This is a genomic window from Neoalteromonas flava, from assembly GCF_002807685.1.
GTDB lineage: Bacteria > Pseudomonadota > Gammaproteobacteria > Enterobacterales > Alteromonadaceae > Alteromonas_E > Alteromonas_E flava.
The window spans coordinates 25,071-49,061 of the sequence record NZ_PEAX01000001.1 but is presented as its reverse complement, the minus strand read 5'-3'; the positions used below and the strand labels follow the sequence as shown (position 1 = coordinate 49,061).

Genomic DNA, 23,991 nt, shown 5'->3' with positions numbered 1-23,991 from the left:
CAGGCCTGCCCAAAAGCGTTTAGCAATGCATTTAGTAGTTGGCGTTTCCAGGGGTACGCGGGAACGGGATCACGTCACGTACATTTTGCATGCCGGTGACGTAGGCGACTAAGCGCTCAAAGCCCAACCCAAAACCACTATGCGGCACCGTCCCGTAACGACGCAAATCGCGATACCAGGCATAATCTTCCTGGTCGAGACCCATTTCAGCGAGGCGGCGATCAAACACATCTAAGCGTTCTTCACGTTGCGAACCGCCGATGATTTCGCCAATCCCAGGCGCTAGCACATCCATCGCCGCGACGGTTTTGTTGTCATCATTGATGCGCATGTAAAAGGCTTTAATGTCTTTAGGATAATTTTGCATGATGATTGGCGCACCCACATGCTCTTCCGCCAAGTAGCGCTCGTGCTCTGACGATAGATCCACACCCCATTCCACTGGGAATTCAAAGTTCTTGCCACTGGCTTGTAAAATTTCAATAGCGTCGGTGTAATCCATGCGCACAAACTCAGAGTCAATGACCTTTTGTAGGCGGCTAATCGCTTCTTTATTGATGCGCTGGGCAAAAAACGCCATATCATCCGGGCGTTCCTCTAATACGGCCTTAAACACGTATTTGAGCAGGTCTTCAGCTAGCTGCGCAACATCACTCAGATCAGCAAAGGCAACTTCTGGCTCGATCATCCAAAACTCTGCGAGGTGACGACTGGTGTTACTGTTTTCAGCTCGGAAAGTCGGGCCAAACGTATAGACTTTTGACATTGCACAGGCGTAGGTTTCAACGTTTAGCTGGCCAGATACCGTGAGATAGGTTTCTTTGCCGAAAAAGTCTTCTGAATAATCAACATTGCCTTTGTCATCTTTGGGAATATTGAGCATATCCAAGGTGCTAACGCGAAACATTTCACCGGCACCTTCGGTATCACTGGCCGTTAGGATTGGCGTACTGATCCAAAAATACCCGCGTTCATGGAAGAAGCGGTGAACGGCTTGTGATAGGCAGTTACGTACTCGCGTTACAGCGCCAATCACGTTGGTACGCGCACGCAAGTGCGCATGTTCGCGCAAAAATTCAATGCTGTGGCGCTTCGCCGCCATTGGATAAGTATCCGGATTCTCTACCCAGCCATTAATTTCAATACTTTGCGCATCTAACTCGATGGCTTGACCTTGCCCTTCAGACTCTTTCACAGTGCCTTTCACGGTTAACGCACAGCCAGTCGTTAAGCGCTGAACATCGGCATAATTGGGCAAATTGTTAAGAGCAATCACTTGGATTGGATCAAAACAACTACCATCATGCAGCGCAATAAACGACAAACCCGCTTTTGAGTCACGGCGGGTTCGTACCCAACCTTTTACGGTAACTGTGTCACCGATTGCAAATTGACCCTTTAGCACGTCAACAACAGGGGCGTGCGACATATACAACTTCTCCATTTAACAAAGGCAAAAATCAAACCCCGTAGTATACCGATCCCAGCGCCGTATACTAGTGTAGAGAGTCCCCATAACTGGGATAAATATACTTTTTTTTGTCCGGCGGTTGTCATTGCTAGACAGTCCGTGTTGCTGGAAAAGAATTGTTCTTTTTAGTCACTAAGGCGTATTACTATTTAGATTATAATAGCAATGGTTGAAATACGTTCGTCCGTTATGTTTTGAGGGAGAGGAACATGCACGATGAGTCACCTGACGAACAAGGTAAAATCAGTACGGCGGAGTATCGAAAAATGTCAGGACGTGACCGCCGCGAACGCCCGCGCACTGAGGATCGGATCTATCGGCTTGCCCTCGGCTTGAATCTCCTATGCTGGCTTGGGCTGGTGGGCGCTCTGGTGCTATTTCATTATGCGCGTCCTGAGCTCGTCACAGGTGTACAGGAATACTTAGGGCTCACCGTTCGAGAAGATTGGTCAGCGGAACTGGTTAGTTGGCTTAATTGGCTGCTGCAGCTGTGTTTGCTGTTGAGCCTACTAAGCGTTTGGCTCGGGCAACGCCGCTCGCGCCGCGCTACCGATAGTATCGGTATTAGCTTTATTGTATTAATCTTGATTGTGGTGATCAGTTTTATCACATTGCAAATCACCGTCTTACCAGCACTGTAATTGGTTTACATCGCGTCAAATCAGCTGCAGTGCACCATCCTCGCCAGCACGGTCGGCAATTAGCCAAATCTGTGCAAACGGATGCTCATAGGGCAATAGACATTCACGTAAATTGTAAACGGTCGCTAGCGGGCGCCACTGGGGATGCATATTGCGGATGATCAACCAAACGTTCTGACTTTGGTAATGTTTGCCGGCTTTTTGTTGCAATATTCGCGCGAGGGCCTTGTGTAAACGTCGTTGCGTATTGCCTGTCGTCGTTAACGCCAGAAGCTCCGCGCGTGTTTGTGGTGTAAGCTCGCGCCCTAAAATCTGCATGGCTTCGGTTTCACTGCCGTACAGATGGGCGATTTCAAAATCCACTCTAGTATTCCCGATTTGGCATGAGACATCGGGCTTGGCAGGTAAATTAGATTTGATAAGTTGACACTTCAATTGAGTTTGCTGTTGGTACCAACGGAGAAATACCTCAGCAGCCTCAAGCTCCAGTTCCCGTTTTTCTTTTTCACTGCTGCGTGACATGGGATTCTTCGCTTTCTGGCGGTAATTTAATATTCAGATGAGCGAAATTCGTCAACTTATCTTTTAAACGCTGCGAATAGGTAACAAAGTTGATTAGTGCTCCGGCATCTTTTCTATCTGGATCAAGCATTAATAGTAACAGTGCGCGGTTAGCGTCGTTAATCTCTTGCTGCATGGCTTTGGCTTTTTCTTTTAATACAAGTTGGTCACTGCCGATGGCTTTGTCATGCATCTCTGTCTCTATTTCAGCGAAGTATTCCAGCGTTTGGATCGAAAGCCCGCGGGTGAGAATAAGCAAATCGCTTTTCAATTCAATATAACTGTCATTTATAAACCGCTTCGTTTCAAAAAGGTCTTTGATCGAATCATGGATCTGAAACAGATAATCAAATTGATTGATCAATTTTAGTAGAGCACGAGATTCAGTCTTTTGGTTAATTAAGGTTATCGCACTGGCAAAAAAATACTGATATTGAGTTTTGAGGAAGTCGACATACGAAATACGTTTTTCAGCCGCATCAAATAAGCCGCGATAGTTGGTCTCTATACTTAACGTTACCGCGTTGTAATTCTCTTGCAGAAAATTGAATAAATACTCGGTACTGGTATCGAGCTTTTGTTTAACTGTTTCAAACGTGTCTTCAGCCGTCACCTTGGGCAAGTTAATGCGTTCAAAGTCCATATCACCTTCGCCTAATACATAGTCAACGAAACGTGTGAACGGACCAATAAACAGAGTGAAGATAATGCTGGCAGTTAAATTGAATACTAAATGAATGTTGGCTAACGCCAACGCCGGGTTTTCATCAAACTGGGCGAGTTTGTGCCCGTAGATAAATAGCAGTGGCAAGAATAAGATGACGCCACCCACATTAAATAGAAAGTGACTGAGCGCGGCCTTTTTAGCCGATATATCCATATTGAAAACAGCAATTAACGCGGTTGCTGTAGTCCCAATATTAGCTCCCAAGATCAGTGGGACTGCGTTTTCTAACCCGATCATACCCTGTTGAGTAAAGATAATGGCCAATCCGGTGGTCACCGAACTGGACTGCACTAAGGCGGTAAACACGCAACCGATTAAGATCGCATAAATTGGATTTTGTGGCTCGGTTAAAAATGCTATTAGTGTTGGGTTGTGCTGCAGCGGCTCTAGCGTCGTTGAGATCAAGTTGAGGCTAAAAAACACAAAGCCAAAATAAAACACGGCTTTGCCAAACAGCGATGCGCGATTGCGCAGAATACTCAGCAGAAATCCTAATACAATGAAAAACGGCGCAAAATGCGTGAGCTTAAAAGCAACCAGCTGAGCAGTCACCGTGGTACCAATGTTACTGCCAAAGATGATCCCAACACTGTTTTTAAACGACAACACACCGGCATTGACCAAGCCAATACTGATTACTGATGTGGCGGAGCTGGACTGTATAAACATGGTAACTACAGCGCCAATTAACACCCCAACTACTGGATAGCGGGTGGCATTACTCAACGCATGACGAAACCGTTCACCGGAGATATGCTCAATCTCGCGGGAGAAGTTTTCCAGGCCAAACACAAAAAGAATAATTCCGGTAAGGCCAGCGATAACTAAATGCAAATATTCCAAATGGGATCCTGCTTAATGCCAGTACCTCTCATGGAAATAAATTTAGCTGGGTTCCACGTGTTTTGCTGTGATTTACATCAAGGTTTTAAGTAGTTCATCAAAGGTGTCTTGCAACACCGCTTCGCTATTGCCGCCCGTTGAGTTAACAAAAATGACTAATACAGTATCGCTATTAGGCAGGTAAGTAGCAATACTTTGGTAACCTGGCAGCCAACCAGAATGGTTATAAAAATAAGGGTAGAGTGCAGCTTCTTGGGCGCTGAATAGACTGCCATCGTTGAGCGCTCGAATAAAGCGACCAATGTCGTCTACACTCGACACCATTGAGCCGCCAGGAATAGCATAGGTTTGGGTTTTGCGATCCACACCTTGCCAATACCCATGGACTAATTGCTCTTGTGGAGCGTCAGCTTGCAGTCCATAGGTATTGTACATGCCTAAGGGCGTGAGCAGCTCATCTTGAATATATTGATGGTGCGAAAACGTTAATACCCGATCGAGAATTAGCCCAAGCAACAGATAGTTGGTATTGGAGTATTCATAACGGCTATCGGGAGCAAAGTCCGCGGGTTTATTGAGTGCATATGCGAGAGTGTCGGTTAGGCTGGTATGCGCATTTTGCCAGCTAAAGCCAGTTTGACTATCAAAGTCAGGAACACCGCTGCGATGCATAATTAATTGGCGTAGAGTAATACCCTCGGCGTTTTCGATTTGCGCAGTATATTCAGGTAGCCATGTGGCGAGTGTATCGTCCATACCCAAGCGCTCATCAGCGATCAGTCGGGTGGCAGCAATCGCAATAAAAAGCTTACTAATACTGGCTACTTTAAATAGTTGATCCGTTTGCATGGGGTTGGCAGTCATACGATTGCTGACCCCGGCGGCATACTGCTGGGGTGCAGCGTCAGCTTGCTGCAAATACACCATGATGCCAGCCACATCAGGGTTTTGTGCTGCTTGTTGCAAAATTTCGCTAGCGCTAAGTTGGGGGGCTGGCGGTTGTGTGTTCGTCGGTGGTGGCGCACTTGTTTGACCATCGCTACCACCGCCGCAGCTTGCCAACAGGATCACTAGAATAACGCTCAAGCACAAACTTCGCATCAGCATAGCCCAATTATCGATAACTGATCATGCTGCGAGCGTAACACACAGACTATGAGTAGTGCTGCAATGTGCGATAAATAGCATCGCACAGCTGCTCTATTTGCTCATTGCTACAGATATACGGCGGCATAATATATACTAGCTTGCCAAACGGCCGGATCCAAACGCCGGCCGCAACAAAATGCTTTTGCAGCTCTGCAACAGGCAAGGGTTGAGTGGTTTCTACCACGCCGATGGCACCAAGTACGCGCACATCCTCAACGATAGTAAGACTCGCACAGCGCGGCAACAATTCCTGTAAGGTCTTTTCAATGGTGCTTACTTGTGCTTGCCACGCGTTGGTATTGATTAATTGTAAACTGGCATTAGCTACTGCACACGCTAATGGATTTCCCATATAAGTGGGGCCATGCATAAACACGCCAGGCTCGCCTTCACAGATCCCCAATGCAACTTCATTGCTGCACAGCGTAGCGGCCAGCGTCATATACCCACCGGTTAGTGCTTTACCCAGACACAGGATATCCGGTGATATGCCAGCATGATTACAGGCAAATAAACGCCCCGTGCGACCAAAGCCGGTAGCAATTTCATCACAAATAAGCAGGACTTGATACTCATCACAGAGTTGGCGCATCCGTTTCAAATAGTGTGGGTGATACATGCGCATACCACCTGCACCCTGAACGATGGGCTCAAGGATCACCGCTGCCAGTTCCTGGTGGTGCTGCACAAATAACTCCTCGACGGCGAGCATTTCATCAGCATTCCAGGTTGCGCCAAAGCGGGTTTGTGGCGCTGGGGCAAAGACTTGTTGTTTTAGCGTGTTTTGAAACAAACTGTGCATACCGTTGACCGGATCACACACCGACATTGCAGCAAAAGTATCACCATGGTATCCGTTGCGGGGACTCAAAATACGATGCTTAGACGCTTGCCCCTGTGCTGCCCAATACTGAATTGCCATTTTAATGGCTACTTCTACTGAGACCGAGCCTGAGTCAGCGAGAAACACTCGATCCAAGCCTTGTGGCGCCATCGCTAACAAACTGCGACACAGGTTAACCGCAGGTTGATGGGTGATCCCGCCAAACATGACATGCGCCATTTTATCAATTTGCGCGTGCGCAGCTTGGTTAAGCAGCGGATGGTTATAGCCATGAATAGTGGCCCACCAGGATGACATACCATCCACTAATTTGCGGCCATCCGCCAATACCAGCTCTGCTCCATGGGCTTCACTCACTTCATAACACGGCAAAGGATCAATCGCCGAGGTGTAAGGGTGCCAAATATGTTGTCGATCAAAGTCTATGTTGTTCAAAATATAATCACTAGTAAATTTCAACCATTGGTCAGAGTTGACAAGTTGTAAAGCGCGCTTAGACTAAGCCAGTCTTTTTTAATAGTAAAGGGTTACCCATGGGCGCGCATGCCATCAATTCGCTAATTTCAGGTGACGTACGTCATGACTGGACCACTGCACAAGTCAATCAGCTGTTTGCTCTACCATTTAACGACTTAGTGTTTTATGCGCAAAGTATTCATCGCCAACACTTTGACCCTAATCATGTGCAAGTTAGCACCTTATTATCAATTAAAACCGGTGCGTGTCCGGAAGATTGTAAATACTGTCCGCAAAGTGCGCGCTATGACACTGGCCTGGAAAAAGAGCGGTTATTGGAAATCGAGAAAGTGATCCAGCGCGCGCGTGAAGCCAAAGCCACCGGTTCGACACGGTTTTGCATGGGGGCGGCCTGGCGTAATCCAAAGGACCGTGATATTCCCTATGTAGTGGATATGATCCGCGAGGTGAAAAAGCTTGGCTTAGAAACCTGTATGACCTTAGGCATGTTAACCCGTGATCAAGCCATCGCATTAAAGCAAGCCGGACTGGATTATTACAATCACAACTTAGATACCTCACCCGAGTATTATGGCGACATTATTACCACGCGGACTTATCAAGACCGTTTAGATACCCTGGAGCATGTGCGCGAGGCGGGTATGAATGTATGCTCAGGCGGCATTGTGGGGATGGGCGAAAGTGCTGATGACCGTGCCGGTTTGTTGATCCAATTGGCAAACTTACCGCAGCAGCCAGAAAGTGTACCGATTAATATGTTGGTAAAAGTAAAAGGGACGCCACTGGACAACGTTGAAGATCTAGAGCCCTTTGAATTTGTGCGTACCATTGCCGTAGCGCGCATTATGATGCCGAAATCATTTGTGCGTCTGTCGGCGGGCCGCGAGCAAATGAACGAGCAAATGCAGGCATTGTGTTTTATGGCGGGGGCGAATTCAATTTTCTATGGCTGCAAGCTACTGACAACCTCAAATCCCGAAACCCATGAAGACGTGATGCTGTTTAATAAGCTTGGCATCAATGCCAAGAAAACGCGCGAGTATTCTGATGAGGCGCATTCTGCCGCATTGCAGGAAGAAATCGCACGTAATCAAACCGCCGATCTGTTTTATGATGCGAGTCAGCCCAAAGCGCAAAATCAATCCGCTGAGGTTGTTGGCGCGAAATAACTCTAATGCCTTTTGAATTTATGCTAAGCGAGGTTGAGCGGCGCGAACGTGAAACCTTGCGGCGTCAACATTACATCGTCGAGCAAGAGCATCAAGCACTGATCAACGTTGATGGTGCTGCCTATATCAATTTTGCCAGCAACGACTATCTGGGTTTGCGTCAAGATCCGCGTGTTTTGCAAGCCTGGGTTGAGGGACTTGAATTATATGGGGGAGGTAGTGGTGCATCGCCATTAGTGACAGGCTACAGCCGCGCGCACCAAGCGTTAAGTGAAGCTCTTGCGGCCGCGACTGGACGCGCGGCTACATTACTATTTACGTCAGGATATACGGCCAATCAGGCACTCTGTCAGGCATTGTTTAAAGACAAAGACGGTGGGGTACTGCTAGCCGATAAATTGTCTCACGCCTCATTAATCGAAGCCGGGCGTTGTATTAATGGTGAATTTAAGCGTTTTCGCCATAACGACATGGCGCATCTGCAAAACCTTTTAGAAATCAATGCACAAGAGCTGTCGCGCACCCATACGCTAATTGCATCCGAGGGGGTTTTCAGCATGGATGGTGACAGTGCTGATGTTGACGGGCTTAAGGCGATGGCTAAGCAACATAACGCCTGGTTGATGCTCGATGATGCACATGGCTTTGGGGTTATGGGAGAGCGTGGTGAAGGCGTCGCAGCTGCGGCAACTACGCCCGAAGATTGCCAGATTATTATGGCTACTTTGGGCAAAGCGTTGGGCACGGGCGGAGCATTTGTCGCGGGTAGCCAAACACTGATCGACTACCTCACTAATTTTTCCCGTCATTACATTTATTCTACCGCGATGCCACCGGCGCAAGCCCATGCCTCGCTGAAAGCGCTAGAGCTTATGCAAGCGGGAGCACAGCGTGAGACGCTGCAGCAACACATCAGTTATTTTCGCGGTAAGTTAGAGGCTGCTGGCTTTACTCTGAGTGACTCACAATCAGCAATCCAGCCGATTATTTTAGGTTCACCTGAGCAAACGATGACGGCGGCGGCAAAATTGAAAGCACTGGGAATTTGGGTCGGTGCTATGCGTTATCCCACTGTGCCCAAAGGCACTGACCGCTTACGTATCACCTTAAATAGTTTGCATCAGATGCGCGATATCGATGCACTTATCGATGCACTGTGTATCGTCAGGGACGCGCAATGAGTGCTTTACTTCAGCCCATCGACCGCAATCCGGATTGTGTGCAGGTAAACAAGCAAAGACTGGCCGCTGCATTTTCCCGTAGAGCCTCGGTCTATCAGCAGCAGGCTCAGGTACAACGCACCATTGCCGATGAATTAAGCCGCTGCGTGATCAATAGGCAAGTAGCAGAATATGCGCTGGATCTCGGCTGTGGTACCGGGTATCTAGGCCGAAAACTTGCGCGAGACAAAGACGTGTGGGCCTCTGCTGATATCGCCTTTAACATGTTAAGCGAAGCAAAACAGCAGCGTGAATTGGGTGGCGATAAACACCCCCAAGTGTTTGTACAGGCAGACGCTGAAGCGCTGCCATTCGCCGCCGCAGAATTTGATCTAGTGGTGTCTAGTATGGCGTTGCAATGGGTTGCTGAACCGCGTAGGTGTATGGCGGAAATCGCGCGTGTCCTGCGTGTAGGCGGGCGAGCCCACCTTGCCATTTTACGCCACGACAGTTTAGCCGAGTTACATCAAGGCTGGCAGCGACTCGGTCAGTCTTTCCGCGTCAATCAATTTGCTCCGCGCGCGCAGTGGTTAAGCGCCATGCAGCAAAGTAGTTTAACTGTGCAGTCGGTCACCCAGCAGGGTTTTGTGACCCATCATCCGACCCTGTTAGCGTTATTGCATTCCATCAATGGCATCGGTGCTGGCACTACCGCGGAGGCTGGCAAACGAGCGCTGCGCAAAAGTGATTTGCACCAGTTGCAAAGGTGGTGGCAACAGTCGCACAGTGATAGCTGTGGCTTGCGTTTAAGTTACCTCGTAGATTTCTATCAGTTAGTTAAATTGTGAATCGTTATTATGCTTAATTTGTTTGTCACCGGTACTGATACCGACGTAGGAAAAACTGTTGTCAGCGCGGCGTTATTGCAGGCTTACGCTAAGTTAGGGCGCTGCGTTGTTGGCTATAAACCGATTTCAGCGGGTTGTGAGCAGGGCTTAGCAGGGCTGGAAAATGCTGACGCTAAACAACTGCTTGCCGCCAGCAATTTGCCGGTGACACTTGCACAAGTCAATCCAATTGCCTTTGCGCCGCCCATAGCGCCGCACATTGCTGCCGAGCAGGTTGGCACAATGATTAACCCGCAAGATATTGTGAATGGCTGGCATGCGCTAGCGGCGTTGCAGCCAGACGTCATTCTGACCGAAGGGGCGGGCGGTTGGTCACTGCCACTGAGTTTAACCCTGACCCTGCCTGAGGTACTTAGTGAGCTCAAACCCAAAGTCGTGCTGGTGGTAGGGATGCGCCTTGGCTGTCTCAATCATGCGCTATTAACTGCTGCGGCAATTCGACAAGGTGGTTTTGAGTTGGTGGGCTGGGTGGCTAATCACGTCACTGCCGAGATGCCGTTCCGGGCTGAAAATATCGCCACGCTGTTAAAGATGTTAAACGCCCCACTACTTGGTGAAGTTCCTTTTTTACCTCGGCTGACTGAAGGTGAGTCATGCGTAGCGGAAGTCGCGGATTTATTTATCCCCGAAAACCTACCCTAGAGCGCGACGAACTGCGATAAATAGCATGGCCAGCGCGATAACTATCTGATCAAGATAGTGGGCCACTGCGTAATAAGCAGTTGAGTTTAAACACAAGAGTACAGTCAGTTGCGCATGACAAGAACGTGGTTAGTCTTGCTCGGTTTTTTTATCGGGTTGATGGGTATGCCTGCTGTTGGGCAGTGGGGAGGTAACAATCGAGCAACCTTGGTCTTGGTTGAGCCGATCACCTTTGAATATGAAGAAAGCAAAGTCGAAGCTGTAGGTACGGCTGAGGCTTTTCGTTCGGTTACGCTTTTTCCAGCCGTTGGTGACATTGTTACTGCGGTAGCGTTCACGCCGGGGGATTATGTTGAGGCCGGTCAGGTATTGGTGCGCCTCGATGACAGGCGTCAACGCGCGGCACTAGAGCGGGCACAGATCGAATTGAGCGATGCGCGACGCACTTTTGAGCGGATAAAAAACAGTGTCCGAGAAGGTGCCGCCACACAAAATGAGCGTGATTTGGCGCAAACCGCATTAGCACTTGCCGAAGTGAATGTTAAAGATGCCCAAACAAACCTCGATGATCGCACTGTCCTAGCACCTTTCAGCGGAATCGTTGGGTTGACTGATATTGAAGTGGGTGACCGGATCAGTGAACAAACCGTGGTTACTACCATCGACCAGCGCGACCAACTTTTTGTTAACTTCAGTGCGCCAGAATCTGCTCTGCAAGTCCTGTCAAACAATCCGTCGGTGCAACTGCAACCCTGGAGCAATCGTGGCGTTCAACTGGCGGCAGATATTGCCCAAGTCGACTCGCGTATCAATAACAATGACCGCACTATCCGCGTCCGAGCCCTGTTGAATAACCAAAACGATCGCTATCGCCCTGGCATGAGTTTCAGAGTCAGTTTAACCCTGCGTGGCGAGCGTTATGCCGCAATCCCTGAAGCTGCTTTATTGTGGGGGGCGGCGGGTGCTTATGTCTGGAAAGCCGTGGATGGCAAAGCGGTGAAGGTGCCAGTTGAGGTAAAACAACGCCTTCGCGGGCGTATTTTGGTTGATGGCGACCTCGAAGAAGGGCAAACACTAGTGGCTGAGGGTGTCCAGCGCCTGCGCGAAGGTCAATCAGTACGTGCGCAGAACACTGAGATGGCGGGTAAAAATGCGCCTAGCGTCCAGGCGCAGGAGACCAAAGGATGAGCGAACTGGATCCGACCACGCGTAACGATTTACCGTCGCTAGCCATTCGCCGCCCCGTTTTGGTGGTGGTGCTAAACCTGCTGGTGGTACTTGCGGGGTTTGCTGCAATATTTGGCCTTGAAGTACGCGAACTACCTGACGTGGACCGTCCCATCGTAACGGTAACGGCAAATTATCCCGGTGGCTCACCAGAAACCATTGATGCAGAGGTTACCAGTAGACTCGAAGGCGCCGTTGCGCGGGTTAGCGGGGTTAAATCAATACGCGCGCAAAGTGAAGAGGGGAATTCACGTATTCGCGTAGAGTTTCGCCCAGGGATTAATCTTGAAGATGCTGCCAATGAAACCCGAGAATCGGTGTCACGGGTACAACGTGAATTGCCCGATGATGTCGAGCAGTTGTCTATTATCAAAGCGGATAACGACGCAGAATCGGTAGTGAGCTTGGCGGTTTCCAGTGAAACTCTCAACCTCGAAACGCTAACGGAGCGGGTGGAAACTGATCTAGCGCCATTATTCTTAAGTATCCCCGGCGTCGCAGATGTGCGCCTTAATGGCGCGCGTGAGCGCGTTTTACGAGTGTCAGTCGATCCACTGCGCCTGACCAGCTTTGGGTTGTCAATGACGCAAGTGGCGGATGCGTTGCGTTCGGCACCTTTTGATGTGCCAGCGGGGAGTTTACGCTCCAGCGACCAGCAACTTATTGTGCGCGCAGATGCGACCTCGATTACCGCCGCTGACGTTGAAGATATCGTGATCCGAGGCTCGACTCGCGTCGGTGATGTTGCCAGTGTCTATTTTGGTCCAGCCGATCCGCGCAGCTTTGTGCGCCTCAACGGTACTCCTGTTATTGGCGTGGGCGTCATTCGCCAGGCTAAATCCAATACCATCGAAATCTCCGATGAGGTGCTGGCGATGGTTGAGCAGTTAGATAAACGCTTTCCTGACATGGATTTGGTGGTGACATCTGACGATGCTGAATTTATTCGAGATTCGGTACAAGAGGTTATGATCTCGCTGTCGTTTACGGTAGTACTCGTTATCCTAACCCTATGGCTATTTATCGGAAACTTCAGACCGACTCTCATTCCTGCGTTTTCTATACCCGTGTCCCTCGCGGGCGCGTTAGCCATTGTATGGATGCTGGGATTTTCCATCAATATCCTCACCCTTTTGGCACTGGTACTAGCTACTGGCTTGATTGTGGATGACGCCATTGTTGTGTCTGAAAACATTCAACGTCGCCGTGCGATGGGTATGGGTGCACGGGCAGCTGCGGTAATTGGTACGCGAGAAGTATTTTTCGCGGTAGTAGCGACCACTGCGGTACTTGCTGCGGTATTTATTCCCATTGCCTTCTTACCGTCTACAGCGGGCCGTTTATTCCGCGAGTTCGGGGGCGTATTGGCCGGAGCTGTAATCATTTCTTCCTTCGTAGCGCTATCGTTGGTTCCGGCGTTAACTGCCCGTTTACCTATCAAAGGAGAGGCTAAGGGGGCGCTTGGTCGCGGCATTGCTGCCGTGGGGAATGCTTGTTTACGCGCCTATCAACGCTCATTGGCATGGTCGTTACGCTATGCGTGGCTAGTGATTATGTTAAGTTGTGTCGCGGCAGGCGGCGCGTACTTTACTTACCTGCAGTTAGAAAATGAGCTATTGCCACCGGAAGACCGTGGCACCGTTAGGATTTTTGCACGCGGTCCAGACGGGGTAGGGATCAACTTTATGGATCGTCAGGCATACGCTATGGAAGATAAACTCCTGCCTTTTGTTGAAGACGGCTCAATTGACAGTATTTACACCGTTGTGGGGCAATGGGACCCGAATATCGTATTCATCACGGTTCCGCTCGCGCATTGGGATGATCGCACCCAATCACAACAAGAAATCATTGAACTATTGCGTCCTGAGTTAGGGGATATACCCGGTGCGCCAGGCCGCGCTTTCGGCGCAAATAGCTTAAATTTGCGAGGCCAGGGCGGTGGGCTCGAATTAGCATTAACCGGCTCAAATTACACCGAAATTTATCAAGCGGCGCTTGATTTTACCGCCAAAATTGAAGCGGAATTGCCGGATTTGGGGAGCCCGCGTATTTCTTATCAACCGACGCAGCCGCAATTGCGTGTGAATATCGACCGCCGTCGGGCAGAGGAACTCGGCGTACCCTTTGCAGATATCAATCGCACCTTGCGGGCGGCTATTAATGGCGATGACCTTGCCGATCTGAATGTCGGTGATCAGGCTATCCCGATCATCTTACAATCCAGCAATCGAGCGACCAGCGCCCCGTCAGATCTCACCAATCTCTACGTGGCGTCGAGTACTGGAAACTTAGTGCCACTGTCGAGTGTGGCGTACATTAGTGAAGAGGGTGTAGCCGCAGAGCTTGAACGGCATGCGCAGCGTCGTGCCATCGAGATTGACGTTGAATTACCCGAAAGTGTACCGCTACAAAGTGCAGTAGAATCGTTGCGCGAGTTAGCGCAGCGCTCACTTCCCGACGGTATCGGTTTGGTCTTTTTAGGTGAAGCACAAACCTTTGAAGAAACATCACAGCAAGTTGCACTGACCTATATTTTGGCCTTTGTCATTGTGTTTTTAGTCTTAGCGGCTCAGTTTGAGAGTGTTAACAGTGCTGTAGTGGTAATGTTGACGGTGCCTTTCGGCATCGCGGCCGCAATCTTTGCGCTCTTTATTACTGGTACCTCGGTGAATGTGTATTCGCAGATTGGTTTGGTAATGTTAATAGGACTATTGGCGAAAAATTCGATATTGCTGGTTGAATTCGCCGACCAACTGCGGGATCAGGGGCAATCAGTTTATGAGGCTATCATGCAGGCTGGAGAGGTACGCTTGCGTCCCATTATGATGACGTTAATGTCAACGTTATTGGGAGGCTTACCGCTTATTCTTTCCACCGGTGCGGGTGCAGAATCACGCAATGCCATTGGTTGGGTAGTCTTTGGTGGCTTGGGGATCGCAGTGGTTTTCACCCTGTATTTAACCCCAGTGCTGTATCACTTGCTAGCACGCTTTACCCGACCACGCGCCAATGAAGCGCAGCGCCTCGAACGTGAGTTATCAGACGCGAAACAACAGTTGAACTAGGCGAGACAGTTCTGTCTCGCCTCTGCTTCTAGTGTGAATAGAAAGCTTACAGATAAGAGCTTAGATCGTCGCCTGCAGAAAGCGGGCTTTTGGTTTGGCCACTAAACACAAACCCGCCCAACTCACCCAACAACGTCATGCGATTGCCGATGCGTTGCAACGCCGTACCCTCACGGATCGCCAAAACCGGGGTAGACTGGTTGAGCTGAGTAAACTCAAATAAACGTTCATCCCGGGTTTCGCCATTATGATTTGGCGGTTGATAGTCGGTATAGTGCGGATTAATTTGCGCGTTCACTAACCCCAGTGCAGTAAAACTTTGCGGCTCAATGATCGGCATATCATTGGTAGTACGAATACTCAGGCCGCATATATTCGAACCTGCGCTCCAACCAATGTAAGGCATTCCAGCAGCGACCCGCTGGCGCAGTGGTTCAAGTAAATTGTGCGCGTACAATTGATGCAACAAATGAAAGGTATTGCCACCCCCCACTAAAACGGCATCGGCCTGTTGCACAGTGGCTACCGGATCATCACTCTGATGGAGTCCGGTAATGCTGAGCTCTGGGAGTGCCTGGGCGACTTTTGCGGTATAGGCATCATAATCAATGCTAACGCCAGCGTAAGGAATAAAACATACGTTTTTAAGCGAACGTTGACGCGCTGCTAAATGGGAGCCAATGAGTGGTTTTGCATGGGCTAAATAATCTTCGTTGCCGGCACGAGAACTACTTAGCATCAATACATGGTGCATAGAATTTCCAATTCATGATTTTGCTTAGCAGTATATCTGAAATCATGTTATGCCTTAAGCCTAGTCTGCCTTTAAAGTCGTGTTCGTGGACACTTATGGCGGGCAAGAATGGCTTTTCAGCTACCCGTATAATTACCCCTGTGGGTAATTGCCAGACGGTTATTGTGGGCAACCTTCGATTTACAGTTGCGCTAGCGGATCATCTCATTACAATAACTCCCCTTAATTGCAATCGATAGCGTATCTCGCACCCAAAAGGAACTGCAAATGTCATCTTCAGAGTCATCGGTATTATTTGTCTGTTTAGGCAATATTTGTCGTTCTCCAACAGCAGAAGCGGTATTCAGACAAAAATGCAAAAATGCTGAAGTGCGCGTCAAAATCGATTCTGCCGGTACGCACGGGTATCACATTGGAAAAGCGCCCGATCAACGCTCGCAAAAAGTGGGTAAAGCACGCGGTTATGACTTTAAAGGGATAGCCTGTCGACGGGTGGATGACAACGATTTTATTGATTTTGACCATATTTTTGCCATGGATGAGGAGAACCTCAAAAATCTGCTGGAGCGTTGTCCACAAGAACATCAACACAAAGTAAAGTTGTTTTTAAGCTTAATTGATGGTGAGTTTGATGAGGTTCCAGATCCCTACTATGGTGGTCAGCGCGGCTTTGAGTTAGTACTGGATCTAATCGAAGAGGCGTCCGACGCCTTGATCCAGCAATTACGTTAACGGATTGGATCTGCTGTGTCTGCTATTACCACTGTCGCGGATCCACAGCGTACACGAAAAAATTGGATAATCATCGTTTTAGCCAGTATCACGCTGGCATTGATTGCAGCAATCCTTGAATTGCATTTTCGTCGGGTCGACGCAGGTCCAACACAGCTGTATCTACTTCTGCACTTTACCTTGCCCATGATCGCAACTGCTATCTTGGTCGGTGCAGCACTTTCTGCCAGTGCGGCAACTCTGCAAGTGCTATTGGCGAATCCACTTGCTGATCCTGGCATTATTGGTATATCCAGCGGTGCCAGTTTGGTTGCCGCGATTGTGTTATTGACTGGGCTGTTCGATGCAAATACCTACGCGCATTATATGTTGCCGCTCACTTGTTTTATGGGGGCCATGTTATCGACGGCACTAATATATCAGATGGCTAAGCGTTTGCGCGGTGCGCCGGTGGCGGTCATTTTGGCAGGCATCGCTATTTCAACGGTTAGTGGCGCAATTGTGGCCTGGTTGTACTATTTTGCCGATGCCCAAGCGATGCGCAATTTAACTTTTTGGTTAATGGGAAGCTTGTATCAAGCTGATGTTGTGATCCTTGCCATTGCATCTCCTTTGGTTTTATTCGCATTGGGCTTTATCTTCATGCAGAGGCGTCAATTAAACCGCTTATTCTTAGGCCAAGATGCCGCGCTGGCTGCGGGCGTTGATGTGCGGCGGGTGAACCGGCAATTACTGCTGGCATGCGCTGTTGCGGTGGGAGTGGCAGTGTCACTGGCCGGCTCAATCGCCTTTATTGGCTTACTGATCCCGCACAGTGTCCGGCTGTTGTTGGGGCATGATAATATTTATGTCATCCCAGCGTCAGCGCTCTTAGGCAGTGCACTCCTGCTGGCCATTGGCTATGCGACCGAGGTGTGGGCTGTAACCACGTTACCAGTGTCAATGCTAACTGCGACCATTGGTGGTCCGCTGTTTGTTTACGCTTTACTCAAAGGACAATTACGTGCGCAGTGATCAATCCAGTACCACGCTGCCGTTGCTGCAAATCAATGATTTGTGTGTGGGTCAGCGTTTATCAGTCGCGCAATTGACTATTAGAGCTGGAAGCCTGTACGTTATTTTAGGCAGTAACGGAGCGGGTAAATCTACGCTGCTAGCCACGCTAGCGGGCATGCCCACTGAATTTCAAGGTTCAGTGCAATTTGTTGGAAGTCCCATTCAACACTGGGGCGTGTCTGAACTTGCTAGTCGGCGCAGTTATCTGGCGCAGGAAATCACTTCTCAGTTCGCTCTAACTGTGGCCGAACTGCTCCGCTTCTATGCAACCACGGTAGTTATACCTGAGGCAGTCGACGCGGCGTTACAGATCAGCAATTTCCTTGATACCCCTCTATCTCAGTTATCCGGCGGTGAATTACAACGCGTGCAAATAGCGCGAATTTTGCTGCAACACTGGTCATTGCTGCTGCACGGCGATGGTGTATTGCTGTTAGATGAGCCGTTGCAAGGACTGGACATTGTCTTTCAATTGCACGTTATGGAGTTGTTAGCTGAATTACAGCGTACTGGTAACTGTATCATCATGACTTGCCATGACATTAACCTGGCCTATCGTTACGCAACTCACGCAATGTTGCTAAGAAAGGGGGAGATTGTGGCTGAAGGACAGGTCGATAAGGTGGTCACCACTGCCAATTTAGCCCAGTGTTATGAGTGTCATTTTTATCTTAATTATTCTGAAAATGCATACGAATTCTTTACTTCTGCGCTAAATAGTCACGCAAGGCTGTGATATTCTTCAGCGCAGATAACAATTAATCAGGATGTGAGTGCACATGAACAACTGGCGACCGGACAGCTGGCGAGAAAAACCCATACTGCAGCAACCGACCTATAATGATCAGGCGAAGTTAAATGAAGTTGAGCAAAAATTAGCCACCTATCCGCCTTTGGTGTTTGCGGAGGAAACCCGGCAGTTACGCAAGCAACTCAGTGACGTGTGCTTAGGCAATGGCTTTTTACTGCAAGGCGGCGATTGTGCAGAGTCCTTTGACGAGTTTAATGCGCCGAAAATACGCGATACCTTTAAAGTACTGCTGCAGATGGCGATAGTTTTAACCTTCGCTGGGCGTTGCCCGGTGACCAAGGTTGCACGCATGGCAGGGCAATATGCAAAGCCGCGCTCGGCAGATACCGAAACCATAAACGGGGTAACCTTGCCCAGCTATCGTGGTGACATCATTAACAGTTTTGAGTTTACCGCTGAAGCTCGCGAGCCAGATCCGTCGCGTCTGTTGGATGCTTATCATCGCAGCGCCTCGACATTAAACTTATTACGTGCATTTGCTCAAGGCGGTTTGGCTGACTTACATCAGGTTAATCGTTGGAATATGGCGTTTGTGGAAAATAATCCACTCAAAGAGCGCTATCATGATATGGCTACACGGATCCAAGACACCTTGGACTTTATGAATGTAATTGGCATTAATTCTTCCAATACTGGCACGCTACACGAAACGTCATTGTTTACTTCGCATGAAGCGTTACTGCTGAATTATGAACAGGCGTTGACTCGAATCGATACTTTAACCGGAAAGCCCTATGACTGTAGTGCGCACATGGTATGGATTGGCGAGCGCACGCGCCAACTCGATCACGCACACATTGAATTTTTCAAAGGCATTCATAACCCGATTGGTGTGAAGATTGGGCCGAGTATGCAGGGCGATGAGTTGATCGAACTGATTGACGCACTCAACCCGCTGAATGATCCAGGCCGCTTAACCTTGATTACCCGTATGGGGGCTGACACCTTAGCAGAGAAGCTTCCGCCATTGTTGCGCCGGGTAAAACAAGAAGGGCGTCATGTGGTATGGAGTTCAGATCCCATGCATGGCAATACGTTTAAAGCGAGCAGTGGTTACAAGACCCGCGATTTTGACTCTATCCTGCGTGAAATCCAGCAATTTTTTGCTGCTCATGCCCTAGAAGGTACGCATGCCGGAGGGATCCACCTGGAAATGACTGGTCAACATGTGACTGAGTGCACAGGCGGCGCATATAAGATCAGTGATGATGATCTTGCCCAAGCCTACCAAACCCAATGTGACCCACGCTTAAATGCCGATCAGGTTTTGGAAATGGCATTCTTAGTCGCAGACCGCCTGCGTACGCACCGCTAAAACATACCGTCAATCCGATGATAATGTCGGATTGACGCAATGGTAACTACCCACTATGGTTAGGTTAAGTTATCCTGACTTGATGTGTAGTATGCGACTTTATTGGCAAGCGGTAGTTTGGTTTTTTGCCTCAGTAATTTCTTTAGCACCCTCTATCACCAGCGCGCAAACGAAAAGCGTAACGGTGGCCGGTGCGCACTGGCCAGGGTTTGTCGAACCCGATGGCAGTGGCACCTATCTCGACCCTCTGCGAACTGCTTTTCAAGATACTCACACGATTCGTTGGGATATCAGCGAGTTTGAGCGCGCACGCCGATTATTTCTGGCGCAACGGGCGGATATTCTGGTGGGCGTCTACCGCACCACATACCCTGATAAACTCTACCCCAAAGCGCCCATTGATATTGAAAACGAACTTCGAGCGTTTTACTTACCCGAAAAAGTTAGGTTAGCAAGCGTCTCTGATATTGATGGTAAGCTAGTGGCGTGGCGCAATGGTTATCAGTTTGAAGGGTTATTAGACAATTACACTTCGCATCTTCGTTACGACGATGTTGGGCGCGCGTTTGCGTTGTTAGAATCCGGTAAAATAGAGGTAATCTTAGACTACGCGCACAACTTGCCAGAGTCACTGCGTGACAGGGTTGAGTCAATCATCGTTTTACCGAAGGAAACGCTTTGGGTGGTCTTTCAAAACACGCCACGCGGGCAGCAATTGTTAGCACAATATGAAGCAGCACTCGTCAAATAGGTCCTAATCGTCCTGCTTTTGTTGGGCGTGCCACAACGCCGCATAGCGGCCGTTCCGCGCTATTAACTCATTGTGCGAGCCTTGCTCGAGCAAACGCCCTTTATCCAACACTAGAATGTTATCGGCATCCACAATGGTCGAGAGTCGATGGGCAATCATGATGCTGGTGTGCCCGCGCGCAATGTCCCGCAAGGCGCGTAAAATGGCTTTTTCAGACTCAGAATCCAGTGATGATGTGGCTTCATCAAAGACTAAAATTGGCGGGCGTTTCAAGATAGTCCGCGCGATCGCTACGCGCTGCTTTTCGCCGCCAGAGAGCTTCAAACCGCGCTCACCAACTTGTGTATCACCGCCTTTAGGCAAACTGGCGATAAAGCTATCCAAATGCGCTAAACGGATCGCTTCGTTAACTTCTTCATCACTCGCAGTAGGGCGGCCATAGCGAATGTTTTCCAATAGGGTATCGTTAAACAAAACGGTGTCTTGCGGTACCATTCCAATTTGCTGACGAAGCGACGTCTGCGTCACCGATTGGATTGGTATATCGTCAATTGTGATTTGACCATTAGTAGGGTCGTAAAAGCGAAAGAGTAGTTTAACAATGGTTGATTTACCTGAGCCACTCTCGCCCACAATGGCGACTTTTTGGCCGGGGTAGATGGTAAAGCTAAGGTTATGCAAGATTTGGCGTTCTGTTGAATAACCAAAGGAGACTTGCTCAAACCGGATCTGTCCACTGGCTTGCGGCAATACGCTTGCATCGGGCAAATCATTGACTTTGGGTTGCTGAGCAAGCAAGTCAAACAAGTTATCAATATTCGCCAATGAGCCACGGATCTCACGGTAAACAAATCCCAAAAAGTTCAGTGGCATAAAGATCTGCATAGTAAAAGCGTTGATCAGAACAAAATCACCAATAGTCATCTCGCCGTCAGCCACGCGCACAGCTGCTAGCGCCATCATTGACGTCATGGCGGCAGCAATAATCAATGCCTGCCCACCATTGAGTGCAAACAGTGACAATCGATTCCGGCGACGAGCCGTTTCCCAGTCAGCCAGATCATGGTCATAGCGCTTGGCCTCATAACGTTCGTTGCCAAAATACTTCACGGTTTCAAAATTGATCAGACTATCAATCGCGCGGGTCGAGGTGGTGTTATCGGCCTGATTCATTGCTCGTACGTAACGGGTGCGCCAGTCTGTGGCTTTGACGGAAAAAGCCACATAGGTTACTACCGAAATCAAAATGATCCCCGCAAAGGCAATGCCGTAATTGAACATTAAAATGCCAACAACCAAACCGATCTCAAGCAAGGTCGGCCCGATATTGAATACCATAAAGCGCATTAAGAAGCTGATCCCACTGGTGCCACGTTCAATATCTCGTGATAGCCCACCGGTCTGGCGGCTCAAGTGAAAATCTAAATCAAGCGCATGCAGGTGTTTAAAAACGGTTAAGCCAAGCCGCCGCATCGCGCGCTCGGTGACACGCCCAAATAGCGTATCGCGGATTTCTCCGAGCAAAACATTGGCCAAGCGCAGCACGCCATAGGCGACAATAAGGGCGATTGGCACAACTAACAGCTGGGCTTGAGTGGTGCTGACATTCAGCGCATCGACGGTATGTTTTAATACAAAGGGTAATCCAACACTGGCTATTTTAGCCGCCACTAAGCAGCCAATGGCTAGCCATACGCGTTGTTTAAATTCCAACAGGTAAGGCCACAACTTTCTGAATATCTGCCAGTTTATCGGTTTGTCATGATCTGTAATGTTACGAGAGCGGCGCATAGCGTGTCGGGCAAGGTTATCATTTCCCTAGTGTGCCACAGTGAGCGTTGATACGTCATTCAAGCAATTGATTAAGACTTGAAAAAAAGTGGTCTAAAAGCTCACTTAAAACGAATAAACGATCAATAAACATCAGGTATTCATTGTGGCTTAGCGAGCGTAAGCTGGGTTAAACATCAAGGAGAACAACATGCGCGATCTACAAAAGTTAGTCGGTGGTTTATCCAAGTCGGGCGCAATCAGCGGGTTTTTAGGCGGGGTTGCTGGTGGCGGTTTAACCAGTATGGTCACCAGCAAAAAAGGGCGTAAAGCCGGTAAAACCGCGTTGAAGGTAGGCGCCCTTGCTGCTGTGGGCGGTCTCGCTTGGAAAGCCTATCAGCAATATTCGTCCAATCCAAAACAGGCTACAGCCGGGCAACCCAGCACTACAGCACATACCTACTCAAAGCCACAACAGCAAACATTGCCGCAAGCCAACAGTTTTAACTACGCGCCAGCGCGTCTTCACGAGGAGCAGTTCAATGAGGTTGTTGATGAGCAAAATGAATCGGGCCAATTACTATTAATGCGCGCTATGATTGCAGCTGCTTATGCCGACGGGCATATTGACGATGCTGAACGAAACCATATTTTTGAACAAGTCGAAACTCTGGATCTCAGTGTAGAAGAGAAAGCTACGTTGTTTGATGAACTGCGTAAGCCCATGACATTACCTGCATTAGTGGCAGCGGTTCCCGACGCACAAACCGGTATCGAAGTCTATGCAGCTAGCGCCAGTGCCATTGACTTAGGGCAGCCTGCATCGGCCGAATATCTCGATGCTCTAGCTCGGCAGCTATGTATTCCTAATGCATTGGTGAGCAATATTCACCAACAGCTGCAACAGGTGTAAAGGTTATTTTAGGCATATTCAAAGGCCGTGGCTTGTGTTAATAGTGAAGTTACAAAACGTAAAGGTAATGAGTATTGGCAAGTCAGTATAAACTAAAAGAATCACTGATCGTCGTAACGTTGACCGGAGACGTGTACGCGCATGATGTCATGTCGGTACACAAAGACCCTGAGTTTTTGCGCCTTTGCCGCGAATATTTGCGCGTGGTTTATGATTATTCGCAGGCAGAATCAATTGCAATTAGCGAAGACAATGCAATGGCGTTTGCTAAACTCGCGATCATTGAAAGTGGTATTACGCCACAGCTCCGGATTGGCGTCATCGCTAAAGATCCAAGTCATCGAAAAGGTGCGCAGTTCTATGCCGAAACGGCTAATGCTGCGGGAGCCAATGTAATTGTTGTTGATTCTATCTATCAGTTTCTTGAGCAGTGCTAATGACCATCCCTCCCAGTGCTCGGCTTTCGTTTCGTCTTTTAGATCCTGCCTCGGCTGACGACATCGAGTGCTTATATGCTCTCGACCAGGACCCGCAAGTCATGCATTTTATCAACGGTGGAATTGCAACGTCCCGACAACAATTGCAAGAGGTTATGTTGCCGCGTTTGGCGTCCTATACTAACCCAGACAAAGGCTGGGGTATGTGGGGGGTATTTGAGCGCGCGAGCAAGGCTTTTATCGGTTGGATTTTAGTCCGCCCCATGCATTTTTTTAGCGCTGAACCACAGTGGCAAAATCTGGAGTTGGGCTGGCGGTTTATGCAACCCTATTGGGGCAGGGGGTATGCGACTGAGGCCGCTGCACAGGTAATGGCACAATTACAAAAAAACACTGATGTACAGGTGTTCTCTGCTATAGCAGTTGCTGAAAATACCGCTTCAATTGCGATCATGAAGAAGCTTGGGATGCAATACCTAAGCTCTGGATTACACCGCGATCCGCTTGGTGATATGCAGGTAGAGACTTACCAACTCAAGGCTGTGCAGCACTAATTTTTCTGCAA

The 23,991-nt window shown here is 49.0% G+C and carries 22 protein-coding genes; 15 read left to right on the top strand and 7 right to left on the bottom strand.

Going from position 1 to position 23,991, the window contains the following annotated elements:
- Positions 1-31 precede the first annotated feature (31 nt).
- On the bottom strand, positions 32-1,429 hold the full coding sequence (gene asnS, locus CSH92_RS00260; RefSeq protein ID WP_100655617.1) for an asparagine--tRNA ligase: 1,398 nt from the start codon (positions 1,427-1,429) through the stop codon (positions 32-34).
- 251 nt (positions 1,430-1,680) lie between these two features.
- On the opposite strand from asnS, the gene CSH92_RS00255 reads away from it, so the two are divergent.
- On the top strand, positions 1,681-2,112 hold the full coding sequence (locus CSH92_RS00255; protein WP_240612691.1) for a hypothetical protein: 432 nt from the start codon (positions 1,681-1,683) through the stop codon (positions 2,110-2,112).
- A gap of 15 nt (positions 2,113-2,127) precedes the next feature.
- Here CSH92_RS00255 and CSH92_RS00250 read toward each other — a convergent pair whose 3' ends face one another.
- The 4 genes from CSH92_RS00250 to bioA all read right to left on the bottom strand — a co-directional run bounded on the left by CSH92_RS00250 (position 2,128) and on the right by bioA (position 6,671).
- Positions 2,128-2,634 (bottom strand): hypothetical protein, encoded by a 507-nt coding sequence (locus CSH92_RS00250; RefSeq protein WP_100655616.1) that lies wholly within the window; start codon positions 2,632-2,634, stop codon positions 2,128-2,130.
- Positions 2,618-4,243, bottom strand: coding sequence for a Na/Pi cotransporter family protein (locus CSH92_RS00245; protein ID WP_100655615.1), 1,626 nt, complete (start codon positions 4,241-4,243; stop codon positions 2,618-2,620). Before CSH92_RS00245 ends, CSH92_RS00250 begins: the two co-directional genes overlap by 17 nt.
- Before the next feature lie 72 nt (positions 4,244-4,315).
- The gene (locus CSH92_RS00240; protein WP_164084617.1) at positions 4,316-5,329 is read right to left on the bottom strand and encodes a serine hydrolase domain-containing protein; all 1,014 of its coding nucleotides are present in this window, start codon (positions 5,327-5,329) and stop codon (positions 4,316-4,318) included.
- Between the two features lie 67 nt (positions 5,330-5,396).
- Positions 5,397-6,671, bottom strand: coding sequence for an adenosylmethionine--8-amino-7-oxononanoate transaminase (bioA, locus tag CSH92_RS00235; RefSeq protein WP_100656260.1), 1,275 nt, complete (start codon positions 6,669-6,671; stop codon positions 5,397-5,399).
- Positions 6,672-6,769: 98 nt separating this feature from the next.
- Here bioA and bioB point away from each other — a divergent pair, with 98 nt between their 5' ends.
- From bioB to CSH92_RS00205, 6 genes are all read left to right on the top strand, one after another.
- Entirely contained in the window at positions 6,770-7,882 is a 1,113-nt protein-coding gene (gene bioB, locus CSH92_RS00230) for a biotin synthase BioB (protein WP_100655613.1), read from the top strand.
- A gap of 5 nt (positions 7,883-7,887) precedes the next feature.
- Positions 7,888-9,063: an 8-amino-7-oxononanoate synthase gene (gene bioF / locus CSH92_RS00225; RefSeq protein WP_100655612.1), complete on the top strand. Its 1,176-nt coding sequence runs from the start codon at positions 7,888-7,890 to the stop codon at positions 9,061-9,063.
- Complete coding sequence (locus tag CSH92_RS00220; protein WP_100655611.1) at positions 9,060-9,890, top strand: methyltransferase domain-containing protein; 831 nt, start codon at positions 9,060-9,062, stop codon at positions 9,888-9,890. Before bioF ends, CSH92_RS00220 begins: the two co-directional genes overlap by 4 nt.
- Positions 9,891-9,899: 9 nt before the next feature.
- On the top strand, positions 9,900-10,592 hold the full coding sequence (gene bioD, locus CSH92_RS00215; protein WP_100655610.1) for a dethiobiotin synthase: 693 nt from the start codon (positions 9,900-9,902) through the stop codon (positions 10,590-10,592).
- Positions 10,593-10,706: 114 nt separating this feature from the next.
- Positions 10,707-11,780, top strand: coding sequence for an efflux RND transporter periplasmic adaptor subunit (locus CSH92_RS00210; RefSeq protein ID WP_100655609.1), 1,074 nt, complete (start codon positions 10,707-10,709; stop codon positions 11,778-11,780).
- Positions 11,777-14,887, top strand: a complete 3,111-nt coding sequence (locus tag CSH92_RS00205) for an efflux RND transporter permease subunit (protein WP_205662111.1) — start codon at positions 11,777-11,779, stop codon at positions 14,885-14,887. Before CSH92_RS00210 ends, CSH92_RS00205 begins: the two co-directional genes overlap by 4 nt.
- Positions 14,888-14,933: 46 nt before the next feature.
- Here CSH92_RS00205 and pepE read toward each other — a convergent pair whose 3' ends face one another.
- Positions 14,934-15,641, bottom strand: coding sequence for a dipeptidase PepE (gene pepE / locus CSH92_RS00200; protein WP_240612690.1), 708 nt, complete (start codon positions 15,639-15,641; stop codon positions 14,934-14,936).
- Between the two features lie 267 nt (positions 15,642-15,908).
- On the opposite strand from pepE, the gene CSH92_RS00195 reads away from it, so the two are divergent.
- From CSH92_RS00195 to CSH92_RS00175, 5 genes are read left to right on the top strand one after another with little or no spacing between them, the layout of a single operon-like run.
- Positions 15,909-16,373 carry a low molecular weight protein-tyrosine-phosphatase gene (locus tag CSH92_RS00195; RefSeq protein ID WP_100655608.1) on the top strand — a complete coding sequence of 155 codons (465 nt, stop codon included), beginning with the start codon at positions 15,909-15,911 and terminating at the stop codon, positions 16,371-16,373.
- Between the two features lie 15 nt (positions 16,374-16,388).
- Complete coding sequence (locus tag CSH92_RS00190) at positions 16,389-17,387, top strand: FecCD family ABC transporter permease (RefSeq protein WP_164084616.1); 999 nt, start codon at positions 16,389-16,391, stop codon at positions 17,385-17,387.
- On the top strand, positions 17,377-18,165 hold the full coding sequence (locus tag CSH92_RS00185; protein ID WP_164084615.1) for an ABC transporter ATP-binding protein: 789 nt from the start codon (positions 17,377-17,379) through the stop codon (positions 18,163-18,165). Before CSH92_RS00190 ends, CSH92_RS00185 begins: the two co-directional genes overlap by 11 nt.
- A 43-nt stretch (positions 18,166-18,208) precedes the next feature.
- The gene (locus CSH92_RS00180) at positions 18,209-19,555 is read left to right on the top strand and encodes a class II 3-deoxy-7-phosphoheptulonate synthase (protein WP_100655605.1); all 1,347 of its coding nucleotides are present in this window, start codon (positions 18,209-18,211) and stop codon (positions 19,553-19,555) included.
- Positions 19,556-19,610: 55 nt separating this feature from the next.
- Positions 19,611-20,306, top strand: coding sequence for a hypothetical protein (locus CSH92_RS00175; RefSeq protein ID WP_124916887.1), 696 nt, complete (start codon positions 19,611-19,613; stop codon positions 20,304-20,306).
- 3 nt (positions 20,307-20,309) lie between these two features.
- Here the strand turns inward: CSH92_RS00175 and CSH92_RS00170 are convergent, their stop codons facing one another.
- On the bottom strand, positions 20,310-22,097 hold the full coding sequence (locus CSH92_RS00170) for an ABCB family ABC transporter ATP-binding protein/permease (RefSeq protein WP_100655603.1): 1,788 nt from the start codon (positions 22,095-22,097) through the stop codon (positions 20,310-20,312).
- Positions 22,098-22,287: 190 nt separating this feature from the next.
- Here CSH92_RS00170 and CSH92_RS00165 point away from each other — a divergent pair, with 190 nt between their 5' ends.
- From CSH92_RS00165 to CSH92_RS00155, 3 genes are all read left to right on the top strand, one after another.
- Positions 22,288-22,989: a tellurite resistance TerB family protein gene (locus CSH92_RS00165; protein WP_100655602.1), complete on the top strand. Its 702-nt coding sequence runs from the start codon at positions 22,288-22,290 to the stop codon at positions 22,987-22,989.
- Positions 22,990-23,063: 74 nt separating this feature from the next.
- Positions 23,064-23,426 carry a hypothetical protein gene (locus CSH92_RS00160; RefSeq protein ID WP_100655601.1) on the top strand — a complete coding sequence of 121 codons (363 nt, stop codon included), beginning with the start codon at positions 23,064-23,066 and terminating at the stop codon, positions 23,424-23,426.
- Entirely contained in the window at positions 23,426-23,980 is a 555-nt protein-coding gene (locus CSH92_RS00155; protein WP_100655600.1) for a GNAT family N-acetyltransferase, read from the top strand. The genes CSH92_RS00160 and CSH92_RS00155 overlap by 1 nt, the downstream gene beginning before the upstream one ends.
- Positions 23,981-23,991: the final 11 nt, after the last annotated feature.

What these genes read in the sequence shown, in the direction of transcription:
- asnS (WP_100655617.1), bottom strand. Translation starts at nt 1,429, where the DNA reads ATGTCGCACGCCCCTGTTGTTGACGTGCTAAAGGGTCAATTTGCAATC.
- CSH92_RS00180 (WP_100655605.1), top strand. Translation starts at nt 18,209, where the DNA reads ATGAACAACTGGCGACCGGACAGCTGGCGAGAAAAACCCATACTGCAG.
- CSH92_RS00220 (WP_100655611.1), top strand. Translation starts at nt 9,060, where the DNA reads ATGAGTGCTTTACTTCAGCCCATCGACCGCAATCCGGATTGTGTGCAG.
- pepE (WP_240612690.1), bottom strand. Translation starts at nt 15,641, where the DNA reads ATGCACCATGTATTGATGCTAAGTAGTTCTCGTGCCGGCAACGAAGAT.
- CSH92_RS00205 (WP_205662111.1), top strand. Translation starts at nt 11,777, where the DNA reads ATGAGCGAACTGGATCCGACCACGCGTAACGATTTACCGTCGCTAGCC.
- bioF (WP_100655612.1), top strand. Translation starts at nt 7,888, where the DNA reads ATGCCTTTTGAATTTATGCTAAGCGAGGTTGAGCGGCGCGAACGTGAA.
- bioD (WP_100655610.1), top strand. Translation starts at nt 9,900, where the DNA reads ATGCTTAATTTGTTTGTCACCGGTACTGATACCGACGTAGGAAAAACT.
- bioB (WP_100655613.1), top strand. Translation starts at nt 6,770, where the DNA reads ATGGGCGCGCATGCCATCAATTCGCTAATTTCAGGTGACGTACGTCAT.
- CSH92_RS00175 (WP_124916887.1), top strand. Translation starts at nt 19,611, where the DNA reads ATGGTTAGGTTAAGTTATCCTGACTTGATGTGTAGTATGCGACTTTAT.
- CSH92_RS00165 (WP_100655602.1), top strand. Translation starts at nt 22,288, where the DNA reads ATGCGCGATCTACAAAAGTTAGTCGGTGGTTTATCCAAGTCGGGCGCA.
- CSH92_RS00155 (WP_100655600.1), top strand. Translation starts at nt 23,426, where the DNA reads ATGACCATCCCTCCCAGTGCTCGGCTTTCGTTTCGTCTTTTAGATCCT.
- CSH92_RS00210 (WP_100655609.1), top strand. Translation starts at nt 10,707, where the DNA reads ATGACAAGAACGTGGTTAGTCTTGCTCGGTTTTTTTATCGGGTTGATG.
- CSH92_RS00195 (WP_100655608.1), top strand. Translation starts at nt 15,909, where the DNA reads ATGTCATCTTCAGAGTCATCGGTATTATTTGTCTGTTTAGGCAATATT.
- CSH92_RS00255 (WP_240612691.1), top strand. Translation starts at nt 1,681, where the DNA reads ATGCACGATGAGTCACCTGACGAACAAGGTAAAATCAGTACGGCGGAG.
- CSH92_RS00170 (WP_100655603.1), bottom strand. Translation starts at nt 22,097, where the DNA reads ATGCGCCGCTCTCGTAACATTACAGATCATGACAAACCGATAAACTGG.
- CSH92_RS00250 (WP_100655616.1), bottom strand. Translation starts at nt 2,634, where the DNA reads ATGTCACGCAGCAGTGAAAAAGAAAAACGGGAACTGGAGCTTGAGGCT.